The organism is Prevotella sp. P3-92 (assembly GCF_002251205.1).
GTDB lineage: Bacteria > Bacteroidota > Bacteroidia > Bacteroidales > Bacteroidaceae > Prevotella.
On record NZ_NPJE01000040.1, the window covers coordinates 89208 to 115299 of the forward strand.

Annotated in this window: 19 protein-coding genes; 9 read left to right on the forward strand and 10 right to left on the reverse strand. The window is 43.2% G+C overall.

Annotation, left to right across the window (positions count from 1 at the left end; all coding sequences use genetic code 11):
• Window positions 1-322 precede the first annotated feature (322 nt).
• Window positions 323-2683, forward strand: a complete 2361-nt coding sequence (locus tag CIK93_RS06380) for a helix-turn-helix domain-containing protein (protein WP_158215483.1) — start codon at window positions 323-325, stop codon at window positions 2681-2683.
• Here the strand turns inward: CIK93_RS06380 and CIK93_RS06385 are convergent.
• The gene (locus tag CIK93_RS06385) at window positions 2675-3958 is read right to left on the reverse strand and encodes a DUF5103 domain-containing protein (protein WP_094446923.1); all 1284 of its coding nucleotides are present in this window, start codon (window positions 3956-3958) and stop codon (window positions 2675-2677) included. The genes CIK93_RS06380 and CIK93_RS06385 overlap by 9 nt on opposite strands.
• A 71-nt stretch (window positions 3959-4029) precedes the next feature.
• Here CIK93_RS06385 and CIK93_RS06390 point away from each other — a divergent pair, with 71 nt between their 5' ends.
• Window positions 4030-4668 (forward strand): hypothetical protein, encoded by a 639-nt coding sequence (locus CIK93_RS06390; protein ID WP_094446924.1) that lies wholly within the window; start codon window positions 4030-4032, stop codon window positions 4666-4668.
• Window positions 4669-4776: 108 nt separating this feature from the next.
• Here the strand turns inward: CIK93_RS06390 and CIK93_RS06395 are convergent, their stop codons facing one another.
• The 8 genes from CIK93_RS06395 to rho all read right to left on the reverse strand — a co-directional run bounded on the left by CIK93_RS06395 (window position 4777) and on the right by rho (window position 15001).
• Complete coding sequence (locus CIK93_RS06395; RefSeq protein ID WP_094446925.1) at window positions 4777-5838, reverse strand: endonuclease/exonuclease/phosphatase family protein; 1062 nt, start codon at window positions 5836-5838, stop codon at window positions 4777-4779.
• 30 nt (window positions 5839-5868) lie between these two features.
• Entirely contained in the window at window positions 5869-7122 is a 1254-nt protein-coding gene (locus tag CIK93_RS14050; protein ID WP_094436283.1) for an ATP-binding protein, read from the reverse strand.
• Between the two features lie 100 nt (window positions 7123-7222).
• A complete protein-coding gene (locus tag CIK93_RS06405) occupies window positions 7223-8407 on the reverse strand; it encodes a glycosyltransferase family 2 protein (RefSeq protein ID WP_094436281.1) in 1185 nt (394 codons plus the stop codon).
• A gap of 24 nt (window positions 8408-8431) precedes the next feature.
• Entirely contained in the window at window positions 8432-10009 is a 1578-nt protein-coding gene (locus CIK93_RS06410) for an Rne/Rng family ribonuclease (protein WP_094391671.1), read from the reverse strand.
• A 242-nt stretch (window positions 10010-10251) separates the two neighbouring features.
• Window positions 10252-10527: an HU family DNA-binding protein gene (locus CIK93_RS06415; protein ID WP_094391672.1), complete on the reverse strand. Its 276-nt coding sequence runs from the start codon at window positions 10525-10527 to the stop codon at window positions 10252-10254.
• A 179-nt stretch (window positions 10528-10706) separates the two neighbouring features.
• Complete coding sequence (locus tag CIK93_RS06420) at window positions 10707-11309, reverse strand: riboflavin synthase (RefSeq protein ID WP_094391673.1); 603 nt, start codon at window positions 11307-11309, stop codon at window positions 10707-10709.
• Between the two features lie 403 nt (window positions 11310-11712).
• Window positions 11713-12993, reverse strand: coding sequence for a serine hydroxymethyltransferase (gene glyA, locus CIK93_RS06425; RefSeq protein WP_094391674.1), 1281 nt, complete (start codon window positions 12991-12993; stop codon window positions 11713-11715).
• Window positions 12994-13021: 28 nt separating this feature from the next.
• Entirely contained in the window at window positions 13022-15001 is a 1980-nt protein-coding gene (gene rho, locus CIK93_RS06430) for a transcription termination factor Rho (RefSeq protein WP_094446926.1), read from the reverse strand.
• Window positions 15002-15762: 761 nt separating this feature from the next.
• Between rho and fabD the strand changes: the two genes are divergently transcribed.
• The 6 genes from fabD to CIK93_RS06460 all read left to right on the forward strand — a co-directional run bounded on the left by fabD (window position 15763) and on the right by CIK93_RS06460 (window position 24749).
• Window positions 15763-16653: an ACP S-malonyltransferase gene (gene fabD / locus CIK93_RS06435; protein WP_094446927.1), complete on the forward strand. Its 891-nt coding sequence runs from the start codon at window positions 15763-15765 to the stop codon at window positions 16651-16653.
• Window positions 16654-16735: 82 nt separating this feature from the next.
• Window positions 16736-18880 (forward strand): alpha-amylase family glycosyl hydrolase, encoded by a 2145-nt coding sequence (locus CIK93_RS06440; RefSeq protein ID WP_094446928.1) that lies wholly within the window; start codon window positions 16736-16738, stop codon window positions 18878-18880.
• An 84-nt stretch (window positions 18881-18964) separates the two neighbouring features.
• Window positions 18965-20632, forward strand: a complete 1668-nt coding sequence (locus CIK93_RS06445) for a formate--tetrahydrofolate ligase (RefSeq protein WP_094440746.1) — start codon at window positions 18965-18967, stop codon at window positions 20630-20632.
• A gap of 30 nt (window positions 20633-20662) precedes the next feature.
• On the forward strand, window positions 20663-21391 hold the full coding sequence (gene truA, locus CIK93_RS06450; protein WP_094446929.1) for a tRNA pseudouridine(38-40) synthase TruA: 729 nt from the start codon (window positions 20663-20665) through the stop codon (window positions 21389-21391).
• A gap of 59 nt (window positions 21392-21450) precedes the next feature.
• On the forward strand, window positions 21451-22371 hold the full coding sequence (locus CIK93_RS06455; RefSeq protein ID WP_094446930.1) for a DMT family transporter: 921 nt from the start codon (window positions 21451-21453) through the stop codon (window positions 22369-22371).
• A 179-nt stretch (window positions 22372-22550) separates the two neighbouring features.
• Window positions 22551-24749, forward strand: a complete 2199-nt coding sequence (locus CIK93_RS06460) for a BamA/TamA family outer membrane protein (RefSeq protein WP_094446931.1) — start codon at window positions 22551-22553, stop codon at window positions 24747-24749.
• On the opposite strand, the gene CIK93_RS06465 is transcribed toward CIK93_RS06460, so the two are convergent.
• A complete protein-coding gene (locus CIK93_RS06465; RefSeq protein WP_094391682.1) occupies window positions 24703-25152 on the reverse strand; it encodes a hypothetical protein in 450 nt (149 codons plus the stop codon). The two genes, CIK93_RS06460 and CIK93_RS06465, sit on opposite strands and share 47 nt — an antisense overlap.
• Window positions 25153-25236: 84 nt before the next feature.
• Between CIK93_RS06465 and CIK93_RS06470 the strand changes: the two genes are divergently transcribed.
• Entirely contained in the window at window positions 25237-26040 is an 804-nt protein-coding gene (locus CIK93_RS06470) for an MBL fold metallo-hydrolase (protein ID WP_094440743.1), read from the forward strand.
• Window positions 26041-26092: the final 52 nt, after the last annotated feature.

The window sequence follows — 26092 nt, forward strand, 5'->3', positions numbered from 1 at the left end:
AATGTCTCCTGAGTTCCTCCCCAGTTTCTTCCTAGTTTCTCCCAAATAGCTCCCAACGGTAAAAGCCATCTGTAGAATAATCAACAGAAGTGGACAATAACAAGCATTTTGTACCTTACCAAGCAATTTTCGGTTCAAAAACTTGTTTTTCACAAGCATTTTGCTTAACTTTGCGACAAGTTACATGACTACTAAACCGAAAATGACTAAACGAACAATAATTTGCTGTGTGATAATAGCATTAATGCTGTTTTTTGAACCATTTTATACCAAAGCAAACGAAGCAGATCGGGTGTTCAGGGTTTATACCTCGTCACACGGCATGATAGATAATAGCGCGCAGACGATTAGTTGCACGACAACGGGCCGCATCATCCTCACCACACTTGGTCACGTGAACTTCTTTGATGGTGTGACATTCACACATATAGACCCACAGCCGTCTAATGTCTATCCCTTGGCAAAATACACAGGTTATTCGCATGTCTATTTTGATAATAATCAGCATCTCTGGGTTAAAGACACCCATCGTGTCACATGTGTGGATCTAAGAAAAGAAGAGTTTATCGATGATGTACAAGGCGTGTTCAACTCTTATGGTATCAAAAACAAGGTAGATGACTTATTTGCTGACGAGACAGCTACCGTTTGGGTGGTGTTGGGAGACAAATTGGTCAACATTCACACGAAATGTACGCTTAAAATCAAGCGTTACCCTTTGCAGGATATTTCCCGTTTTGAAAATCGGCTATTTCTCTTTTATAACAATGGCGATGTAGATGTGTATGATATTAACACAAAAAAAATACTATACACGATACATACTTTGACAGCAGAAGCTGGCAAACGCTACAATGCAACCAGCGTCTTGTGTAAAACCGAACAAGGTATTTTTCAGATTCGTACAGGAGTCAATAAATCAATTTTGCTTTATTTAGATGTTAAGAAGCGGAGTGCCAAAACAATTCTCCAAACTCCTTACAGTCTAAACTCTATGGTCGTTCATGATAACATGCTCTATATTGCATGCGTAGAAGGTTATTGGACATACAACCTGGCAACTGAAGAAACAAAACACCATGCTGAAATCACATTAGACAACGGTCAACGAATGGTTCCTGACATTAATGCCCTTACCTTCGATAAACAAGGCGGTATGTGGCTTGGAAGTAAACACAGAGGATTACTCTATTGCAAACCATATACGTCGCCTATACAACAATACGGAACCAATACCGATTTTTTTAAACGCTACGAGTCCCAGATGGCTAAAGCGATTAAAACCAATACAAGAAATCTGCCTCCAACAATCACTTGCTCGTTTGTAGATAGCAGAGGATGGACTTGGCAAGGAACCTATAGCGGAATACGTCTTATGAGACCTAATGCAAAGACTATAGAGTATGGCTACAAGGATGGGCTTGCCAATGAGGTAATACGTGCTGTGATAGAAGACAACAACCACAATATTTGGGTTAGTACAAGTTATGGTATAGCACATATAGATGTCAAGAACAACAAAGTCAAGCATATTGAGTACTTTGCAGGAATAGATAACGTACCTGACGAAGCGTTTACAGAAGGAGCAAGTCTCAAGCTGGCGGACGGTACCATCATTTTCAAGTCGCTTGACCACATGGTGACATTCCATCCTGACAAGTTCCACACACAGGCAATCAAAAAAATCCGGTTAACTCCCCAAATGTGCAAAATCTTGATGAATGGTCATGAAGTGCATCCGGGAGAGCGGTTTAATGATAACGTAGTAACCGATGTAGCTATCTCGCGTACACGTGATATGTACTTCAATTATGACCAAAACTCTATTACGTTGATGTTTGTCAGTCTGAACTATTTTCGTCCGTTTCAGACCTATTATAGAGTACGCGTAAAAGGATGTGAACCATATAACGAATGGACCGTTTTATCAACCTACAACGGAAGGGGATTGGTGGATAAGAAAGGCGCTTTGCATTTACCTTTGTCGGGAATAAGCCCCGGACATTATGAAGTGGAGCTACAAGCATCTATGAGTCCTGAGTATTGGACAGAAAAACCATACGTGTGGCATATTTACGTGAAAGAGCCATGGTGGCGCACCACTATCATATATGTCCTTTTAGGATTGACGCTGTGTGTGTTGATTGTAGGCAACCTAATGGTGTACAACAAATATATTCGTATGCGCGTGAAATGGATTAATGTTGAAGCGCAGGTAATGAAACGATTGAAAACATTTGTGCAAGGCTGTAAACAACATGAGAACTCTGTACTTGAGCCATTAAACAATAATGGTGCCGCGGATGACAAGGGGGATGTAGGAGAATATATGTTCGAGCAAATGATGTTGAAAATCATGCCTCATCTGCTCATCGATCACAACGAACATCTTTCGCTCAGACGATTGGCTGAAAAGGCTGAAGTGGACGAAGTGGAACTTTCGAAAATGGTAATGGCTAACAGCCATAAAAACCCAATCCATTTCTTGATATCGCTACGCCTTGAAACATCAAAGAAGATGCTGAGTGAATCTACAATGGGTATTCCTGAAATTGCCAAAATGTGTGGTTTCGTATCGGCAAACTACTTTATTGCATGTTTCTATCATCGCTATCAATGTACTCCAATAGCCTATAGGTCAGAACAAAGGAAGAATGTTCTTAAAACAACAAGACTATCTTGATAATAATTCGCAAAAGCCGACTAAAAGCCATGTTCGTCCACCTATAGGACGATAATATGCGAGCATCTGGTAGCTATTGCTTGTTTGGAAGAAATTTCCTTCTGTTTCTGCCGGAAGACCTTTATCATCAACATAGATATAGGAATAATAGCCTTGTTTCTGCATGATAGTTGCATGATATGATGATGTGGTATTATCATAGTACATCAAATAGTCTCGACTGTCTGACGAATTGGTCCATTGCCCAAAAATGTATCTGTTGCCATGATAGGGGGCTTGTAATTGATAGTTTACAGAAACATAGTCGCACGTTACATCATCTTCCTGTCGGTCGCTATTACGAACAAGTGAAAAACCTTTAGCGGCTTCATCGGTTAGGTAGAACGGTCTGGGAACATCGGGATGGAGATAAGCGTCATATTGATGGCCATTCCATTCGATACGTTCTATGCCCATTGTTGGGTGGCTGGTGGCAAGTATTTCAAACTTGTGATATTCGTTGCCTGCCAAGAAAATGTAGTTTTCATCGTGGTCCCATTTCATTCCGCTTTTCATTTGATATGTAGGAGGAACGTTGATTCGTGGGGAATGCCAGTTCTGCATCATAACGGTATATAACTGTCGTTCTCGATCGGAAATATTAAGTGATGGATATTCTAAGGTCGCAGAAATCTGCTGATGTTTTCCGTTTACGTCTTTATCGGTAATGGTTGTCATAGTCAAGGCTACCTTAGCCTTCGGTTCAACAACCATGAAGCAAACTTCTGCTACGGGTTGATCAAGGCGATGATTCCTGTCAAATATTCTTAATCGGTAGTTTCCACTCATCGTAATCTGACATTGTTCGTTGGGAATCGTAATCGTATAGTGTGTATAGTCGATGGTGGTATTGATGGAATGTTGGTAATCCAATATCGGAAATTCTGAGAATCCTTGCATCCAGTCGTTTTCAAAAACAAATTGAGAAGTAGTCCAGTCGGGTTCACACCGTTCCAGTCTGCAAATGTAGTCGTGGACTTCGTGAGACATTTCATCAAAGCCAACTGTCATTCTTTCGTTTGTTGCATGAAGATGGAGTAGGGGCAACGTTTGCCAATTGTCATTCACAATAGCGGTAAGGGATTTTAATTGCGAAACATATAGTCGCGTAGAATTTACCCACTCGCCAGGACCTGACGTTTGGAAATGCTGACCATTGGCAACTGTAGAAATTGCTGTTATCAGGAATAGGAACAATAGAAAAAAGTTCCTTCTGCAATTGAACGTTTTCATCATAATGGCGCAAATTTAGTAATTTCTTGTTAGAAAACAGAATAGATTGAAAAAAAATTGCTACATTTGCATTCATGATGAAGAAATCTATAATTTGGGTAAGTGCTGTCTTACTGATGATGGTGTTCGGTTGTCGCAATCACAATCGAATGGCGGAGTATCAGCGTAAGATAGACAGTATTAAAAAAGCGGAAACCACGAAAGCTATGTTGCCTGTACCCGATAACCGTGAACCTTTGACTGTATTTTTCGACAGTCTTTCTATGATTGCGTTGCCTTTGCATTATACCCCTGAGTTTGTGGAATATCTTCCCCAGATGACGCCTGTTCCAAAACTATTCAATAGTAGTATGGGGTGTGAGGGAGATCAGAAACTCAAAGCTGCGATTCTTCCACCAACCCCTCATTTTAATATGGTACTGTTGGCAGAGCGTATGGATTCTATAACTCCACCAACTTTATACCTTTGTGTTTTTGATCACGATAACGTCATGCAAGACCGGTTGACCATTTACGAACGTGCCGATGGTGATCTGAATGGTGAAATTGGAAGTATGAAACTTGAATATTCTGTGACGAGCCGTTACGAAGTGACATTAATGCGCTTCTTTCGTTCGGACAATAAGCCGGATGCTGATTTTGAATGGAAAGAAAGTCGTAAATTCCATATCAATCGTGAAGGTCATTTTGAAGAGGAACCGGCAGATTTATAATTATCGATAATGAGTATGTGGAATATTTAATGAAGGAATAAAATACAAAACCGGCAGTACTATAGGGTTGTCTGTGTAGTACTGCCAGTTTGTATATAGGAAATTATTCTATAAAGCAATTTTCATAAATACGGGATAGTGATCAGAGTATGTAAGCTCACGTTTGTAATAGGTAAGACCTTTGAGCATCTCATCATGGAAGATGTAGTCAATGCGGACACTTTTCTTTCCACCACGGAAGGTACTCATCCAGCCGAAACCACATTCTTTGAATCCGTCAACCATGTTGCCTAAAAGTGTCTTATACACATAAGAGTAGGGCACATCGTTAAAGTCGCCGCAGATGATACGTGGGTGTTCTGTCTGTCGCATATTGTTAGCTATAGTCATCGATTGGCCTGAACGAATCATCAGACCTAAAGTGTAATTGCCATAAATGGCGCGCAAAATAGAACTTTTATCTACATTTATTCCGTGATAGTTAGCTTTGGCTACTTGATGGAGTGTGCCGTTGATACCTGTTGTCTGCAGGTGAACATTATAAACGCGGATGATTTTTCCGTTTACCTCTATGTCTGCCCACATGGCACTATTGTTGGAATATTCAAAGAGAATCTTATCCGTGTTACGGATTGGATAGCGGCTGTAGATGATCATATCATCACGTCCATAAGCTTTGTAAGGAAAGTAGTTCTTATATGAATCAGACACTTTCTTATCGCCACTTGCATCAAGATACTCCTGAAAACAAAGCACATCTACTTTTTGGTTTTTCATTTCTGCCAAGATGTCTTGAGAGATGAAACCTGATGTTTCCCTTCCAAACATGGCAACGTTGTATGTGGCGATAGTTAAACCGTCTTGAGTTGCAACCGCTTTGGTGTTGTCAGACCGGAATTGGACTAGCGTACCAATATAGGGAATGCAACAAAGTAATGTGATGATTGGTACAAATGTCAACAGCCAGTTCCGTTTAATCAACCAATATACCAACAATAGTAGGTTGGCAAGGATGAGCAGGGGCAAGATATAAACTATCATTGCCTTTGCATTATTTCCTACTGGCGAATAGTTTCCTCCAAACAAACCGAGAATCGTGAAGATAGATACTACAATCTGCATTATAAGAAACATCATAGCCACATAGCGATAAACAGCAAGTTTTCCCATATAATTTGTGTCAAAAGATTTAGAATAAACTTATTCGGTCAAATAGTTGTGAATCTTATCCAACAAGTCTTCCACGCGGAATGGCTTTGAAAGAAATCCGTTGCATCCTGCAGCTTGGGCCTCTCTTATATTTTCCTCAAAGGCATAGGCGCTGAGGGCAATAATGGGTACGTCTGGATTTACTTCTTTGATGATTCGAGTGGCATCGAGTCCATCCATTTCCGGCATTCTGATGTCCATGAGAATAAGGTCGGGATGCTCGTCTTCACAAAATGTTACGGCTTCTATTCCATTGTGGGCGCGTAGCAAGCGATAGCGTTTGGAAAGCACGACCTTAACCAGCTCATAGTTGTTGTCTTCATCTTCTGCAACGAGAATAAGTGGAGCATCTTGCAAATTGCCATGTGTACTAACTCGTATGGTTCGGGAATTAGTGGTGATGCGTGAGTTTTTGGCAAGTCCTCCAACTGATCCATCGAAAGGTATTGTAAAGCGGAAGGTCGAACCTTGGCCGAGCTTGGAAGATACGCTGATGGTTCCTCCGAGTTTTTCTACAATAATCTTGCTTAAAGGCAAACCGAGGCCAAATCCGTTTTGAATAAAGTCGGCATCTTTCGAAACATAGGTCTTGAAAATGTTGTCTATGTCTTGTGGGTCAATACCTGAACCGGTATCGCTCACATAAAATTCTACGTCTTGCCCGTCGTTAATCAGTCTGTATCCATAAGAAATGCTACCTTGTGTGGTATGCTTCAGAGCGTTGCTGATTAAGTTTGAGAATACCTGCGAAATACGGTTACCGTCTGTATTGAGCATGACAGTCATATTAGGTTCTTCCCACACCATGTTGACAGTATCAGGACATCTAAACTTGAATGTGTTGTTGAGTGTTCTACAAAGTTCGTTGAGGTCTGTTAACGACTTCTTTATCGAAACTTCTCCGGCTTCTACTCGTGAAAGGTCAAGAATTTCATTGATAAGTGTCAGCAAACGCGAATTGTTGCTCTCAATAATCTCCATGTATTTCATGCGTTCTTCCTGTGATTCAGTTTCACACATGACTCTTGAGAAACCTTCGATTGCATTGAGCGGTGTTCTTATTTCATGGCTCATATTGGCCAAAAACAACGATTTCATGCGGTTTGCCCGTTCGGCCTCTTTTGCTTTTGCTTCATATTCGCCTATCTTTTTCTGGAGACCCAAAAATTTGATTTCAGCAGCATCAGCTCTGGAATTTGCTTCGTTTATCTTTGCTATAAGCTCTTTGCGTTCATCTTGGTTCATAATATTTAATTTTTCAAGATGTAATTAGTTCTTGTTTGTAATATACTTCTGCAAAGATATAATTTTTTTTTTATTCCGCCAAACCTGGGGAGTATATATTTTAAGCGCGTTTGCTTTTTTCCCATTTTCCACTATTCTTATGTGATTGAAGATAAGATATTCCGTAGAATACATTCAGGTTCATAAATACAAAGTAGCAAGGGATATATAGAAATTTGTTCTTCTTTCCATTGAGTTCTTGCATATAGCCACACAATGCTGCAAGATAGAAAACTATCTGCAATATCCAAATCACGTTGTAAACCATGCCTGCTTTCATTAAGACAAGGGCAATGTTAAGTGGAATCAAACAGAAAAGTGCGAAAGGGGTAATGGTCCAACGGAGTACACGATGTGAAACAAACTGAAAAGAAGCTATGGGATAGCGTAGGGGATTCATGAGTTGACGAAGCCACCAGATACTCTGTAGTCCACCTGCTGCAATACGTTTTTTTCTTTTGGCTTCTTCTGCTAAATTGGCAGATCCGTGCTCAAGTGCATAGGCTTTTGGAGTATAAGCAATACGATAGCCTTGCATCAGCATTCTCAACGACATGACAAAATCATCAAGCAAAGCGTTCTCTGGCATGGGTTCGTATAGAGAGCGGCGAATGGCACAAAGCTCGCCTGCAGCTCCCATGGCTGAATAGAGTTCGCTGTCAAGTTGTTTAAGTTTGCTTTCATATTTCCAGTAGAGGCCTTCACCTTGAGCTGCTGCTTGTTGTGGGCCTTGCTCGTTGGCAGCAACACGCTTTTCTCCTGCTACGCATCCTACTTTTGGATCAAGAAAGCATTTCACGATTTCGCGTATGGCATTGCTGTTGAGCATGGTATTAGCGTCTGTCATCACTACAAGTTCTGTATCAACCAATGCCAAGCCATGATTAAGTGCTGCGGTCTTTCCACGACGCTCAGGTGAAAATATCACCTTCACGTCGTAGGAAGACAGCTTTAGGTTGGTATCGTCATCCGATCCGTCTGTAACCCATACGGTTTTTAGTTTCGGATAATCGATTGCCAACGTATTGTTCATTTTGTCGTTGACAATATCCTGTTCGTTGTATGCACATATCATAAGCGTCACTTCAGGAAGCTTGTTGTCTTCCGGCAGTTTCGTCTGTTCCTTTTTGCCTTTACTTAAAAGCCGTTTCACTCCGACTATGATATAAAGTAAGATTCCATATCCGAAGTAGGTATAAAATACCAGCGCTATAGCTGACCAGAATACGATTTTCAGTAAAAGCATAAGAAATGATATTGTGTCTGTTGTTTAGTTTTTACTTTCCACTTCTTCGCGCATGTCGATGAAATGGCCTTTTTTGTCATAGAACTCGTATTGCAGGAATGCCAGTTTCTGCGAAGGGATTATGCGCACTCCAAGTCCATATTTAATTTGCCAGCGACGCTTCATGGAAATCATTCCTTGATTGATGTATGCTGCCACATAGGGATGGACATGGAGGGTGAATTGCTTGATTCCAATCTTGTTGACCAGCTGGTCAATCTTATTTTCCAATTGGTCGGTAAAGAGTATTGAGGACTTGATTTTTCCTGTTCCGAGACATGTTGGGCACACCTCTTCCACATTCACATCCATAGCAGGGCGTACACGTTGTCGTGTAATTTGCATGAGGCCGAATTTGCTAAGCGGAAGAATGTTGTGTCTTGCACGATCTTTCTGCATGTTCTTACACATTCTTTCGTAGAGCAATTGTCGATCTTCTGCCAAATTCATGTCGATGAAATCGACAACAATGATACCTCCCATGTCTCTTAGTCGCAATTGTCTTGCCAATTCATCGGCCGCTCCGAGATTTACCTCGAGTGCATTGGCTTCCTGTCCGTTTTCAGCCCTTGTTCTGTTTCCGCTGTTTACATCCACCACGTGCATGGCTTCTGTATGCTGAATAATCAGATAGGCTCCTCGTTTGTAGTTGACAGTTTTGCCGAATGATGACTTCAACTGTTTAGTTACGTTGAAATTGTCGAAAATGGGGACGCTTCCTGTGTAGAGTTTGACAATGTCTATCTTGTCTGGGGCAATAATCTCGACATAGTTCTTGATTTGCTTAAATACCTCTTTGTCGTTGATGTAGATTCCGTCGTAAGTAGGATCAAACAGGTCGCGTAGCAAAGCTACTGCACGACCTGTTTCTTCGTGTATGAGTTGTGGCGATGTTGTGGCCTTCTGTGCATTTTCTATGGCTTCATCCCATCGTTTTAACAGTTGTTTCAGTTCTGCATCAAGTTCTGCGACACGTTTTCCCTCTGCTGATGTCCTGACTATAACTCCGAAATTTTTTGGTTTTATACTCTGAACCAATTGTTTGAGTCTGGCTCTTTCTTCTCCTTTTTTGATTTTTGTGGAAACTGATACTTTGTCTTGGAAAGGCATCAGTACCATATATCGTCCTGCGAAACTTAACTCGCAGGTAAGTCGTGGTCCTTTGGTTGAAATGGGTTCTTTCACCACTTGGACAAGAATTTCCTGACCAGGCTTCAGCGTATTTTGCACGCTTCCTTCTTTGGGTAAGTCTGGCAGTCGTGTAGCTTTAGAGATGGGGAAGAGTTTTCTTCTGTCGCTTTGTACTTGTTTAAGGTATTTCTCGTACGAACAGTAATGTGTTCCTAAGTCAAGATAATGCAAGAAAGCGTCGCGTTCCGAACCGACATTGACAAAGCATGCGTTGAGTCCGGGCATGAGTTTGTGTACTTTTCCCAGATAGATATTGCCTACAGAAAACGACATCTCACGCTTTTCGTTTTGGTATTCTACCAAGTTCTTGTCTTCGAGAAGTGCAATGGAGATTTCTTTCTGTTGTACGTCAATGATAACTTCACTTGTCATTCTTAAAAACTTTTTGTATTTGTATTTTGAAATACAGAAAGGGGTGTACTGAGAATTGTCGGCACTCGACATTTTCTCGGTACACTCCTTTCATTTTTCTCGTTGAGCTTATATGCTTATGGCTTACTTGCTCTTGTGACGATTCTTGCGCAGTCTTTTCTTACGCTTGTGAGTAGCCATCTTGTGGCCCTTCTTTTTCTTTCCGTTTGGCATAATGTGTATAAATTAAGTTGTTGTTATAATTATTTCATTTTGGCGATAAAGCTCTTTGCAGGCTTGAATGCAGGGAAGTCGTGTGCATCGATAACAAGAGTGGTGTTCTTGGAAATGTTGCGTGCAGTTTTCTGGGCACGGTGTTTAACGGTAAATGTACCGAAACCTCTGAGATATACGTTTTCTTTTCTCACTGACATGCTCTGGCGTATTTCTTCCATGAATGCTTCAATGGTGCCTGCAACATCTTTTTTCGAGATTCCTGTTTCAAGGACAATCTTGTTGATAATTTCTGCTTTCGTCATGTTTTCTAACGATTTTATTTTTCTTTCTGTGATTATAATTTTTATTTCGGAGTGCAAAGATACTGATTTTCAGCGTGAAACGGAAATATATTTTCGTTTTTTTTTGATAATCAGCATTTTTTGTGCTATTTTTGTGGTCTTACACCTTATATTATAGGTGTGGTCTGCTGTGAATTTTGTTATTTCAACTGTTGTAGCCGTGCGATGTATTTGCCTATAATGTCAAACTCAATATTGACAACACTTCCTTTTTCGATATTACAAAAATTGGTATGTTCAAAGGTGTAGGGGATGATGGCTACCTGAAAGCTGTTGGCGGTAGGGTTGCAAACGGTAAGGGATACACCATTGACGGTAACCGAGCCTTTATCTACTGTAAAATAGCCATTGAGAGCCATTTCTTGGTTTTCTTGGTATTCAAAAGTAAAATAGGTAGAGCCGTTGGCGTCTTCTTTTGCGATGCACACAGCGGTTTGATCGACGTGTCCTTGTACAATATGTCCGTCGAGACGTCCGTTCATCATCATCGATCGTTCCACATTGACTTTGTCGCCTATGTGAAGTAGTCCTAAGTTGGTGCGCTCTAACGTTTCTTTCATGGCTGTTACCGTGTAGCAATCGTTGTCAATGGCTACTACGGTAAGGCATGTTCCGTTGTGTGCTACACTTTGGTCGATACCTAACTCGTTAGTAAACGGACAACGTAATTTTAAGTCGATATTGTCGCGGTCGCGTATGATATCAACAACTGTTGCGGTTTCTTCGATTATTCCGGAAAACATATTATTAATGTTGGTTTAATATTTCTTTGATTATTTTGATGAAAAAGAAAAAAGAGGCCGCACCGGTGATGTGATGAAAACTCCTTTTTTAGAAGATATGGGGTTCTCCTGCCTTTGTAATCCACTGGTCTGTTGCCAAACTGCTCCTTAGGAGTTGTGGCCCGCCATTGTACAGGAAATACGCCCTGTTTTCATAGTAATTTGATGAGTATCCCTATCGAACCGATACGGCCATTCTCTTTCTGTTTGCAAAGATACGAAAAAAAATGGAGAGCACGAGGTTTGCTCAACATTATTTTTCATGTTTCTGATAAAAAAAACAGTTCTGCGTGACTTTTGTTGTCAGCAGAACTGCTTTGTATTTAGTTGTTTGAAGGGTTAAAACCTCTTGCTTTTCAATAGTTTAGTAGGCAAAGAGTGGATATTCCTTCATGCGTTCGTTGACGCGTTTGCGAACACTTGCAATAACTTCTGGATTTTCGGGATCGTTGAGTACTTCTTCGATGAAAGCGGCAATTTCTACCATTAAGTCTTCTTTTGCACCACGTGTAGTGATGGCAGGAGTGCCGAGGCGAATACCTGATGTCTGGAAGGCAGAACGGCTGTCGAATGGTACCATGTTCTTGTTGACTGTGATATCTGCAGCAACGAGGGCATTCTCTGCTACTTTACCGGTCAAATCGGGATATTTTGTACGCAGGTCAACGAGCATTGAGTGGTTGTCTGTACCGCCGCTTACGATGGTGAAACCACGCTTGATGAGTTCTTCAGCCAATACCTTGGCATTCTTTTGTACTTGTTTGGCCCACTCTTTGAACTCTGGCTGTAGTGCTTCGCCAAAAGCTACTGCTTTAGCAGCAATAACGTGTTCCAGAGGACCGCCTTGCTGTCCAGGGAATACTGCTGAATTGAGCAGTTGTGACATCATTTTGGTGACACCCTTAGGCGTTTTGAGTCCCCATGGGTTTTCAAAGTCTTTACCCATCAAGATGATACCTCCGCGTGGACCGCGCAGGGTTTTATGTGTGGTAGAGGTTACGATATGAGCCCATTTCACCGGGTTCTCGAGGAGTCCTGCGGCGATGAGACCTGCTGGGTGTGCCATGTCGATCATGAGCAAAGCCCCAACTTTATCTGCGATTTCGCGCATGCGCTTGTAGTCCCATTCGCGGCTGTATGCTGATCCGCCACCGATGATGAGTTTTGGTTTGTGCTCGAGTGCTAAATGCTCCATTTCATCGTAATCTACACGTCCAGTTTTCTCATCAAGATTGTATCCTACGGGTTTGTAGAGAATACCGCTGGTATTGACGAGTGAGCCATGTGAGAGGTGACCGCCGTGAGCCAGGTTAAGGCCCATGAATGTATCACCTGGTTTCAGTACGGCGAGTAGTACTGCAGCGTTTGCTTGTGCTCCTGAGTGGGGTTGTACGTTGGCGTATTCAGCTCCGAAGAGTTTGCAAACACGGTCGATGGCGAGTTGTTCTACTTCATCCACGACCTGACAGCCACCATAGTATCGGTGTCCAGGGTAGCCCTCAGCATATTTGTTTGTCAGATAGCTGCCCATGGCTTCCATCACTTGTTCGCTGACGAAATTTTCTGACGCAATCAGTTCGATGCCTTTGAGTTGGCGCTGATGCTCTTTTTCGATGAGCTCGAAAATCGTGTTGTCTCTTTGCATAGTTGTAATTATTGGGATGATTTAAAGGTTATCCATTCATTGTGGCCAAGAATTCCTCGTTGTCCATGGTTTTAATTATGCGGTCTCGCATGGTATTCATGGCTTCAAGAGGATTCATGTCTGCAATAAAATTGCGTACAATCCACATACGCTGGAGTGTGGTTGGATCCTGCAACAAGTCGTCGCGTCTGGTAGAAGAGAGGACGAGGTTGACAGCAGGGAATATGCGTTTGTTGGCCAATGTGCGGTCGAGTTGTAATTCGGAGTTACCGGTTCCTTTGAATTCTTCAAAGATTACCTCATCCATTTTTGAGCCCGTATCTGTAAGAGCTGTGGCTATAATAGTGAGTGAACCTCCGTTTTCTATATTACGTGCAGCTCCGAAGAAGCGCTTTGGTTTCTGTAGTGCGTTGGCGTCAACACCACCTGTGAGTACCTTTCCTGATGCAGGACTTACGGTATTATAGGCACGTGCCAATCTTGTGATGGAATCGAGGAAAATTACTACGTCGTGTCCACATTCAACCATTCTTTTTGCTTTTTCCAGTACGATACCGGCAATTTTTACATGTCTGTCCGCTGGTTCGTCAAAGGTAGATGCAATTACTTCTGCGTTGACAGTACGGCTCATGTCTGTGACTTCCTCAGGTCTTTCGTCAATGAGGAGCATCATGATGTAAGCCTCTGGATGGTTGGCTGCTATTGCGTTGGCAATGTCTTTCATCAGTACTGTCTTACCTGTCTTTGGCTGTGCCACTATGAGTGCGCGCTGTCCTTTTCCTATAGGTGAGAAGAGGTCAACGATGCGTACACTTGGATTTGTGGTGGCGCTATTGCCGCAGAGGTTGAATTTTTCATCGGGGAAGAGTGGGGTGAGATGTTCGAAGCTTACGCGGTCTCTGACCTCTTGTGGGTTTCTTCCGTTGATGCTTTTTATTTCTGTTAAAGCAAAGTATTTCTCGTTATCGTGCGGTGGTCTTACGGTACATTCCACCACGTCGCCTGTTTTGAGGCTATAGCCTTTTACTTGTTGTGGACTTACGTAAATATCATCGGGTGATGAAAGGTAGTTGTAGTCGCTTGAACGAAGGAAGCCGTATCCATCTTGTAGTATTTCGAGTACTCCGTTACCAGAGATAATACCGTCGAAGTCGTATTTATCCTGTGCAGGTTGTTGTGGTGCAACAAAAGTGCTGGCTGTTGGGGCGTTACTGCTGATGGGTCTGTCGAAGATGTCGAGTGAAGGTAGTGCCTCTTGGTCTTCTATGGGCAGGTCGACAACGGTAATAAAATCAGTACCGTCTCCTGGGTCTCCACTCCAAACATCATCTTCTGTCATTGGACCTTCGTTGTAGCCTGTGTTATTGTTTTGCTCCATGTTCTGAGCTTCGGACTGTGGTTCTGTCACAGGCTCCTCTTGTGCAACAGTATTGGGGTCTACGTTTTCAATCTGCTCTTGGGGCTCGTTAGTTTCGGGTTGTTGCTGAATAAGGGCCGCTTCTTTTGCAGCCTTTTCCAGTTCGAGAGCTTCGAGTTCCTTTTTCGATTTCCTTCCTCGTTTTTTAGGAGCAGGCTTATCTGTAGCTTCTTTTTCTGCCTTTTCCACAGGTGCTGTTTCTGTTTCAGCATCTTTTGCTGTTTCTATAGATTGTGGTGCAATGGTTTCGCTGTTGTCATTTTCTTCTGTGGGAATAGTTTGTTGTGCGGCAGTAGCAAGGAGTGTGTCGAGAGAAGGTTTCTTCTCGCGTTTTGCAGGCTTTGTATCAAGGTTTTCTCCGTCTTTTCCGCTGACAGTATATACTTTATCTTTTTCTTTTTTAGCTATACGTGTGCGTTTGCGTTTGGTGTTAGCCACAGACTCCGCAGCAGAATCTATGGCATGTTTATCGAGTATGGCATAGATTACGCTTTCCAAAGAATCGTCAGGTGACACTTTTACACCTACTTCATGGGCAATCTCCATAAGTTGAGAGATTTCCATTTTTTCCAAATCTTCTTTTAAGTACATATTTATTTCTAAGTATTCTTGGTATGAATGTGTGCGACAGGAATTTGTCGCAATACTATTGTTTCTCGAATGGAAACAAGGGAATGATTAATATCGGCTGCAAAAGTAATCAATATATTTGAGATTTCCAAACTATTTCAACAAAAATAATCTGATAGAGATTCAAATTATTCAATTATGTTTGGTGTTCAAAGACTTTTATCTGCTTTTTTTTATCTCATAATATAATAAGGTTAGCACATCGGCAGTTCTTACCTATATGGTCCTATCATGTTCCTATTGTTGTGGACATGATTTTGGGACTTACTTAGGATTTACTTGGGAGCTTCTTGGGACATGTTACGCGATTTCTGTTCTTCGCTTTTTTCACGGAAAATCTCGAACGGATCATTTGACTTAACAAAGTTGAGGACGATTACCTGAACGCATCCCGAATGCAACTCGAAGATAAAAGGTTTTGTTTGCTTATTCGTACCTCTGAGACTGTTGTCTCTTGGGTACTTTCGTTCGATAATCCAAAAAGAAAATGTGTTTTTCTTTTGGATTCTGCTCGCTTATTCGTACCTTTAATCCTTCGGATTTTAGGTACTTCCGCTCGGAAAAACTCAAATAAGTTTGGTTTTTCCCTCGCTTATTCGTACCTTTAATCCTTCTGATTTTAGGTACTTCCGCTCGGAAAAACTCAAATAAGTTTGGTTTTTCCCTCGCTTATTCGTACCTTTGCACGCGGAAAGAATTCCATAATAAAAATATATAAGAAAATGAAAGCATTTGTATTTCCCGGTCAGGGAGCTCAATTCGTAGGAATGGGCAAAGACCTCTACGACAACAATCCTAAAGCAAAAGAACTTTTTGAAAAAGCCAACGAGATTCTTGGCTATCGTATAACCGACATTATGTTTGAAGGTACTGACGAAGACCTCAAACAGACCAAGGTAACGCAACCCGCCGTTTTCCTTCACTCTGTTATTTCTGCCATCTGCATGGGAGACGCATTCCAACCAACTATGGTTGCAGGACACTCTCTTGGCGAATTCTCGGCACTTGTTGCTGCTGGAGCATTGAGCTTTGAAGATGGTCTTAAACTGGTTTATGCTCGTGCCATGGCTATGCAGAAAGCTTGTGAGGCTCAGCCCTCTACCATGGCAGCCATCATCGGTTTGCCCGACGATAAGATTGAAGCCATTTGCAAAGAAGTAAGCAAGATGGGTAAGGGTGTTGTGGTTCCAGCCAACTATAACAACCCCGGACAGCTGGTAATCTCTGGTAATATCGAAGCCATCAACGAGGCTTGCGAACAGCTGAAAGCCGCCGGCGCTAAGCGTGCTCTGCCTTTGAAGGTGGGTGGCGCATTCCACTCTCCATTGATGCAGCCTGCTAAGGACGAACTTCAGGCCGCTATCGAGAAAACTGAGTTTGCCGCTCCCAAATGTCCCATTTATCAGAATGTAGATGCCAAGCCACATACCGATCCTGCTGAAATCAAGCAAAACCTGATTGCTCAGCTGACAAGTTCGGTTCGTTGGACACAGATTGTGCAGAACATGATTGCCGTTGGCGCAGACGATTTTACAGAGTGCGGTCCAGGTAAAGCCCTTCAGGGTATGATTGCAAAAATCAATAAGGAAGTAAGTGCTCATGGCATTGCTTAATCCTAATGATACTAAAACAGAATTAAATAAATAATAGGCGTGGGCTATACCTGCGCCTATTATCTTTACTCGTTAAATCTTTATGACAGGTAAACAGGTTATCTATCAAGTTTTTACTCGCCTTTACGGCAATCGTAGTATCACCCGTCACATGAACGGAACCATTGAAGAGAATGGTTGCGGAAAAATGGATGATTTCACCCCAAAGGTATTGAACCGATGGGCAAGAATGGGCATTACTCATGTCTGGTACACGGGGGTTATTCGTCATGCGACGAGGACAGATTATTCAGCATATGGAATCCCAAAACAACATCCTGCAGTTGTGAAAGGATGTGCCGGTTCGCCATACGCTATTGCCGATTATTATGATGTTGATCCAGATCTCGCAACAGATGTTGACCACAGAATGGAGGAGTTTGAAGCCTTGCTTAAGCGCACCCACGAGGCTGGTCTCAAAGTGATTATCGATTTTGTGCCCAACCACGTAGCACGCCAGTATCATTCCATTTGCAAGCCAGCAAATGTTAGCGACCTTGGAGAAGACGATCATGTGGATAGAGGCTTCGACCCGGTAGATAACAATTTCTATTACTGTCCAGGACAAGCTTTCGTACCTTGTTTTGACCTTTATCACGGCGAAGCAACACCTTACGAAGAATATCCTGCCAAAGCCACGGGCAACGACCATTTTGACAATGCGCCAGGGAGGAATGACTGGTATGAAACGGTAAAACTCAATTATGGTGTTGACTATTACGCAGGTGGAGTATTGTACGACAATCCCATGCCCAATACCTGGAAGAAAATGACCGACATCCTCTTGTTCTGGGCAGCCAAAGGTATAGACGGTTTCCGCTGCGACATGGCTGAGATGGTGCCGGCAGCATTTTGGAGCTATGCTACAAAAGCGGTAAAAGAACAATATCCCGACATACAGTTCATCGGTGAGGTATATAATCCGTCATTATATCGTAGTTATATTTCAGCCGGCTTTGACTTACTCTACGACAAAGTAGGCATGTATGATACGATGCGCGCCGTCATAACCGGACAGGCTGCTACCTCGGCAATTACTTCTGCCTGGCAACAAACAGACGATATTCGTCAACACATGTTGTACTTCTTGGAAAACCACGACGAACAACGTATTGCAAGCACATTCTTTGCAGGCGAAGCCCGTCGCGGAGTCCCTGCTATGATGGCATCCATGCTCATGCAACAGAATCCTTTTATGCTCTATTTCGGAGAAGAGTATGGAGAGCGCGGAATGGACCACGAAGGATTTAGCGGATGCGATGGACGAACCACAATATTCGACTACTGGAGTATCGATACCCTATGTCGGGCAGCCTCCAGAAAATTGACCGCCGACGAAAAACTGGTTTATGCACAACATGAACAAACCATGCAGATTGCTCGTCGCGAGAAAGCCATAAGCGAAGGCACATTCTTCGACCTGATGTATGTGAATCCACATTTGCACCGTCAATATGCGTTCCTCCGTCACATCGGACATGACCTGCTCTTGGTGGTAGTCAATTTTGAAGACCACGAAGTTGATGTTGATGTCAATCTGCCGAAACACGCCTTCGACTTCTTGCAAGTTGCCTCAGGCGAATATGTTGCCACAGAACTGTGGAGCAAAACAAAAACCAACATTGACCTGCAGCCAGATAAGGCCGTTCGACTGCAGGTAGGTGCCAATGGGGGCGTGGTGATGAAGATGAAAGTTACAGTATCTGAAAATCATAAAACAATGGAAAATATCATTCTCAACGAACACCACAAAGAGGAATTTCCTCCGGCTCATACAGCCGAACACCTGCTCAATCAGACCATGATGCGCATATTCGGTTGTGAACGTTCTTTCAACGCACATATCGAGCGCAAAAAGAGCAAGATGAGCTTTCATCTGAGTCATAAACCTTCGCGCCAAGAGGAGAAGGAAATAGAACAGACGATGAACCGACTTATTGAAGAGGATTTGCCTGTGGAGTTTGAATTTGTTGACCGCAACAATCTGCCAGAGGGCGTTTCGCCAGACCGACTGCCAGAAGATGCGTCGGAAACCATCCGACTCGTACGCATAGGCGATTATGACGTTTGTCCGTGTATCGGCAAACACGTGCGATCAACCAGTCAGATTGGCCGTTTTGAATTACTTGGAACGAATTGGGACGAAGAAAACAAGGTATTCCGGGTTCGTTTCAAAGTGGTGCAATAAAAAAAATAAGAAACAATCGATTACATGGTGACACAGCAGGACTATATCAACAAATATATAATCATTTAAAACCCACCTGACCGCATGAAACAAGACATCGAAATTGCACGCGAAGCAACATTGAAGCCAATCAGCGTGATTGCTGCCACGATGGGCATCAACCAAGACCTGATTGAACCGTATGGAAAATTTATTGCCAAAGTGCCAGGCAAACTGATTGATGAAGAACGAGTTGAAAAGAGTAACCTCATCCTCGTAACAGCCATTACTCCTACAAAGGCAGGAATCGGCAAGACAACCGTCTCCGTCGGTCTCTCGCTCGGATTGGCACGTATAGGAAAAAGAGCTGTTCTGGCACTCCGCGAACCATCACTCGGTCCGTGTTTCGGACAAAAGGGTGGAGCTGCCGGAGGAGGCTACGCACAGGTGTTGCCCATGGATAGAATCAACCTGCATTTCACAGGCGATTTCCATGCCATTACCACGGCAAACAATATGATTGCCGCTTTGCTCGACAATTACATCTATCAGCACCAGACTGAAGGTTTCGGAATGAAACAGATACTATGGCGAAGAGTCATGGATGTGAACGACCGATCGCTCCGACACATCGTAACAGGACTTGGACCGCATGTCAACGGCTGTCCGCAGGAAAGCGGATTCGACATTACTCCTGCCAGCGAGATTATGGCAATCCTTTGTCTTGCCTCTGACCTTGAAGATTTAGAACGAAGAATCAATCACATCCTACTGGGTTACACGCTCGAAGACAAACCGTTTTATGTGAGCGATTTGGGAGTAGGGAGCGCTATCGCAGTATTGTTGAAAGATGCACTCAATCCTAATCTCGTTCAGACCACAGAAAATACGCCTGCCTTCATCCATGGAGGACCATTTGCCAATATCGCACATGGTTGCAATTCTATTATAGCTACAAAGATGGCGATGACGTATGGCGACTATGTAGTGACAGAAGCAGGATTTGGTGCTGATCTGGGTGCAGAGAAATTCCTTGATATCAAGTGTCGTAAAGCCCATATTCAACCCAAACTGACGGTCCTTGTGGCTACGCTACGCGGATTGAAAATGCATGGTGGAGTGGAAGAGAGGGCAATCCGTCTGCCTCATACAGAAGGAGTTTGTCGCGGCTTGCGCAATCTCGACAAGCATATTCATAACCTCCAGAAATTCGGTCAGACCGTACTCGTTTGTTTCAATCAATATGCAGATGATGATGCACAGGAAATAGAAATGGTACGTCGCCATTGTAAGGAACAGGACGTACCCTTTGCCTTAAATAACGCCTATGCACAAGGGGGCGCAGGTGCTGAAGACCTTGCCCGTCTGGTGGTCGAGACGATAGAGCAGAAACCGTCAAAACCACTCCAGCTGATGTATGCAGACGAGAGTCACATAAGTGCAAAGATTGAAGCTGTTGCACGCAGAATCTATGGCGCCTCGCATGTGACATTCTCAGCAGATGCCCAGCGCAAGATGAAACGCGCAGAGCAATTAGGTTGCAGGACCTTCCCCGTGTGTATTGCCAAGACCCAGTATTCGTTCTCGCAAGACCCGAAGGCATACGGAGTGACCGACGGATTTGATTTTGAAATCCGTGACATCGTCATCAATTCCGGAGCCGAGATGATTGTGGCTATTGCAGGAAGCATGATTCGCATGCCAGGACTTCCAAAATCTCCTCAGGCATTACATATTCGCTTGGTAGATGGTGAGATAGATGGTTTAAGCTAAAGAAAAGAAACAATCAAACAAGTTAAGAAAATGAGATATTTCGTATGGTTTGGTTATGATGGAACACGTTATCATGGATGGCAGTATCAGCCCAATGGTATTACAGTTCAAGAAGAATTGGAACGTGCACTTTCACTCCTTCTCCGTGAGGATATTCACGTGACAGGAGCAGGACGAACTGACACAGGAGTTCATGCACGCCAAATGGCTGCACATTTCGATACTGATGTTGTTTTCGATTGTGTACACATGGTCAAGCGCCTCAATGGCGTATTGCCATACGATATAGGAGTTTCTAAGGTTGAGGCGGTTGCTGCCGATAAACATGCTCGTTTTTCGGCTACCGCCCGAACCTACCATTATTATATCCACTACGGCAAGAATCCCTTTTGCCAGCAGTTTAGCCTGCAGATGCATTATCAGCTCGATTTCGGACTCATGAATCAAGCTGGGGCTATACTGATGGAATATGACGATTTCGGTTCGTTTTGCAAAACCGGAAGCGACGTCAAGACCACGCTCTGTAAGGTAACCCATGCACAATGGCATCAAACCGCTCCAGAGGAGTGGTATTTCGAGATACGTGCCAATAGATTTCTTCGGAATATGGTAAGGGCCGTTGTCGGTACGATCATAGAAGTGGGGCGAGGCCGCATGACCCTTGAGGAGTTTCGACGGATTATTGAGAGTGGACATCGTACCCAAGCAGGCGAGTCGATGCCCGCCAAAGCATTGTTTCTTGAACGGGTAGAATATTAAGTATTTCAAACAACGATACATTTTTTCAAATAATAAACACATAAAAGATTGTTAAAAAGATGACTTGGTTATTATTGGCTTTTTTGTCGGCAACATTATTGGGCTTCTATGATGCATTCAAGAAAGAAGCTCTACGCGAAAATGCCGTCATTCCTGTGTTGTTTCTCAACACCCTGTTCTCGTCGATAATCTTCTTACCATTCATCATTCTGAGTGGTCAGACAGAAATTCTCAACAATACCATATTCCATGTTGCTTCAGGCGGATGGGAGATGCATAAATACATCGTCCTCAAATCCTTGATCGTGCTGAGCAGTTGGGTGTTAGGCTATTTCGGCATGAAACATCTGCCCTTGACGATAGTAGGTCCGATTAACGCCACACGTCCGGTCATGGTACTTGTAGGAGCGTTACTCGTATTTGGAGAACATCTTAACGGATGGCAATGGATGGGAGTCTTGTTGGCCGTCATGTCGTTTATGATGTTGAGTAGGAGTGGTAAAAAAGAAGGAATAGACTTCCGGCACAACCATTGGATCTGGATGATAGTTGGTGCTGCTGTTCTTGGAGCGATTAGCGGACTTTACGACAAGTACCTGATGGCTCCCGAAGGAAGCGGAGGCGTTGGGCTTGATCGTATGATGGTACAGTCGTGGTATAACATCTATCAATGTGGTATGATGCTCATCATGCTTGCCATTCTCTGGTGGCCCAAACACAAGCAGACCACGCCATTTCATTGGCATTGGTCAATTATCGGAGTCAGCATTTTCCTTTCTACAGCTGATTTCGTGTATTTCTATTCCCTCTCGTTGCCCGATGCCATGATATCTATCGTGTCGATGGTGCGTCGTGGTTCGGTTATCGTGTCGTTCCTCTTTGGTGCTGCCTTCTTCCATGAGAAGAACCTTCGCGCCAAGGCTGTCGATTTGGCGTTGGTGCTGCTGGGAATGATATTCCTGTATATTGGTTCGCATTAACAAGAGAGAGTGGACATATTTCTTTGAACCGTTCAAACACATTTGTCTGTTCAGCCAAACGGCCTGATTATGGTAAAATCAGAACGCAAGTTAGTTGTTGAACAGACAAAATTTTGTTGGTTTGTTTTGTATTTCACCTGAATTGCACTACCTTTGTAAACAGAATGCGACATACGATCATGATAATAACAGGAGTCATAGGGTTGATGCTCTGTGGCTGCTCAGAAACCAAATATGTGCCAGAAGGCCAATACCTGCTCAATAGAGTCAAGGTGGAAAGTGACGGAAAATACAGAGATGTAAATTCCGCCAATCTCAAATCGTATGTACGCCAAAAAGGTAATACAAGATGGTTCTCGTCGTTCAAACTACCATTGTCAACCTACTCGTTGGCAGGTAAAGACTCGTCGAAATGGATCAACCGTACCCTAAAAAACATAGGAGAGGCTCCTGTCATTTACGACACGTTGAGTACTACACGCTCCATGCAGGATTTACAGATGAGATTGCAGAATATGGGTTATCTGCGTGCTTCTGTAGATGCGACATTCAAAGAAAAGAAACGTAAGATCAACGTGACGTACCATGTTCACCCTCGTGAGCCTTATTATTTGGGAAAGGTGAATTATGAAGTACGGGATACTGCCATTGCCAATCTGTTGCGTTTGGACCTGCCTGAGCATAGAGGGCTGAAAGAGAATATGCGCTTTAGCGTTGAAAATTTAGATAACGAACGCAACCGATTAGTCGGCGAATTGGCCAACAGAGGATATTTCAGATTCAACAAGGATTTCATCACCTTTCGAGCCGATTCTATGCCGGGTGAAAAAGCTATCAACCTGACACTTGTCATCCATGCCAATACCGACCATGACGGGAATGAAATACCACACCTCAGTTATAGGATAGGGAAAGTCAACCATCTGAGTGGTGATAGCGAAGACAGTATCATTCATCTTCGAAAAGGAGTCTTGCAACGCAATACTTTTATACGTTCGGGAGAATTGTATTCGGCAAAGAAATTGCAAGATACCTATGCACATTTCGGAAGACTCGGAGCCGTCAAATACACCAGTATTTCATGGGAAGAACATCAGCGAGAACGTCTTCTCGATTGTAATATCCATCTGAGTACCAACAAACCCTCCACCATCTCTTTTCAACCCGAAGGAACGAATACAGCAGGAGATTTTGGTGCTGCTGTTGCGCTAACCTATCAGAACCGCAACCTCTTCAAGGGAGCAGAAAACCTTACCATAGAACTGCGTGGCGCGTTTGAGGCTATCAAGGGGCTGGAAGGCTATGGTAACGACAATTTTGAAGAGTATAGCGTAGAAACCAAATTGACATTCCCAAGATTCATCGCACCTTTTCTTGCCAACAGCTTCAGACGTCGCATTAATGCCACAAGTGAAGTGTCGATGCTATACGACCTTCAAAACCGACCGGAGTTCCATCGACGAGTCTTTTCTGTAGCATGGAAATACAAATGGAATGACAGTAGGCATCATGACCGTTATCGCATAGACCTGCTTGATCTCAACTATATCTCCATGCCATGGATAAGTGAAACGTTTCGTAATGAGTATCTTAACGATACCGAAAGCAAGAATGCCATCCTGCGCTATAATTACGAGAACCTTTTCATTATGAAAATAGGTATGGGTTATACCTACAACAACGGACGTATTGCCATCAAAGCCAATGCAGAAACAGCAGGCAATCTGCTTCATGGCGCAGCACATGCGTTGAATTTCCATAAAAACGCACAGGGACAATACACTTTCCTTGATATTGCCTATGCACAATACGTGAAGGGGGATGTTGACTTCACACGTAACATACAGTTGGACTACAACAACCAACTCGTATTCCATGCCGGATTTGGAATTGCCTATCCCTATGGAAACAGTACTATCCTGCCGTTTGAAAAACGATATTTCGCGGGTGGAGCCAATAGCGTGCGCGGATGGAGTGTTCGCGGACTTGGTCCTGGTTCGTATATCAGCAAGGACGGACGTATCGACTTCATCAACCAGACGGGAGACATGAAGCTGGACCTCAACATGGAATATCGCACACATCTGTTCTGGAAAATAGGAGGTGCGCTTTTTGTTGATGCCGGTAACATCTGGACCATCCGTTCTTACGACGACCAACCGGGTGGACAATTCAAGTTTGACGAGTTCTTGAAACAACTCGCAGTAAGCTACGGAATGGGATTCCGATTGAATTTTGGATACTTCATCCTTCGCTTTGATATGGGTATGAAAGCCGTTAATCCTGCTTATACTACATCAAAGGAACATTACCCTCTGTTACATCCGGATTTTAGTCGCGATTTTGCATTTCATTTCGCGGTAGGCCTGCCATTCTAACCATCCAATGGCCATGACGTTTTACCACAGTAACGGTCGTGTGGTATTCGTCAACGAGATGAGCTCGGGAACCTATGGAGTCGGCAACAAAGGCATTATCCACAACCAACTTTATCAGGCACATCGTATCACCCGGAAGTTCCGTCACATCGTCGATATGTGCCGACGTGGAGGCATCCTCCGAATTGGCGAAATCCAAATCTTCGTCTGTAATGTTAGAAGCCATGAAATGTAACCAAGGCCGACTCTCTTCAACTGTCAGTTGGTTGGCACGTGCAAGGTCGAAGCTGAAAAAGGCTTCAGCCCATGATTTTGCTGCAACTTCAGACTCCTTTTGATGCACTTCTATCAGGCTACAAGACGCCATGATCATGGTGCAAATGTATAATACAATTTTCTTCATAAGTTTAAAATATCCAAAAATCGTTGCAAAGATAAGAAAAATGTGACTTTTTTTTATTACTTTTGCAGATAAATTTAAAACCAAATGCTAAGATTTATATCCTTTGGAAGCGGCAGTAGCGGAAATTGTTATCTGTTGACTACGCCGACGGATGGACTATTGATAGATATCGGAGTAGGACTTAGAAGTTTGAAAAAGAACTTCAGAGATTATGGATTAAGTTTCTCACAGGTGCATCATGTACTTGTGACCCATGATCATGCTGACCATATCAAATCGGTAGGTTCGTTCAGCAAAGACCAACACGTTCCTGTGTATACGACGAAGGTGGTGCACGAAGGTATTACCAAAAATTATTGTGTCCAACAGAAAGTCCCCTCAGACTATGTAAATTATGTAGAAAAGGGCACTTCTTTTACCATAGGCGACTTCAAGATTACTCCCTTTGGCGTTCCACATGACAGTAGCGATAATGTGGGGTATATGGTGGAAGCGGAAGGAACCGCATTCTGTGTGATTACTGATGCTGGTTATGTAACCGATGAAATGAAAGAATACATCAGCAAAGCAGATTATCTCGTCATCGAGGCTAACCACGATGTTGAAATGGTGAAAAACGGCCCATATCCGGCTTTTCTTAAAGAGCGCATACTCTCGCATACCGGACATCTCAGTAATGTAGAATGTGGAGAAGCACTTGTGGAGAACATGAGCGAACACCTGAAGCATGTCTGGCTTTGTCACCTGAGTGAAGAGAACAACCATCCGGAACTTGCCCGTAAGACCGTTGAGGCCATTTTGCGTAACCATGGTATCGTGGCGGGTGCCGACCTGCAACTGGAAGTACTCAAAAGAAAGAGCCCGACAGGCATTTTTGATTTGGTATAAATCTCAAATATACAGCTAAAATGTTATGATATGAAAAAGTTTCTTAAATTGT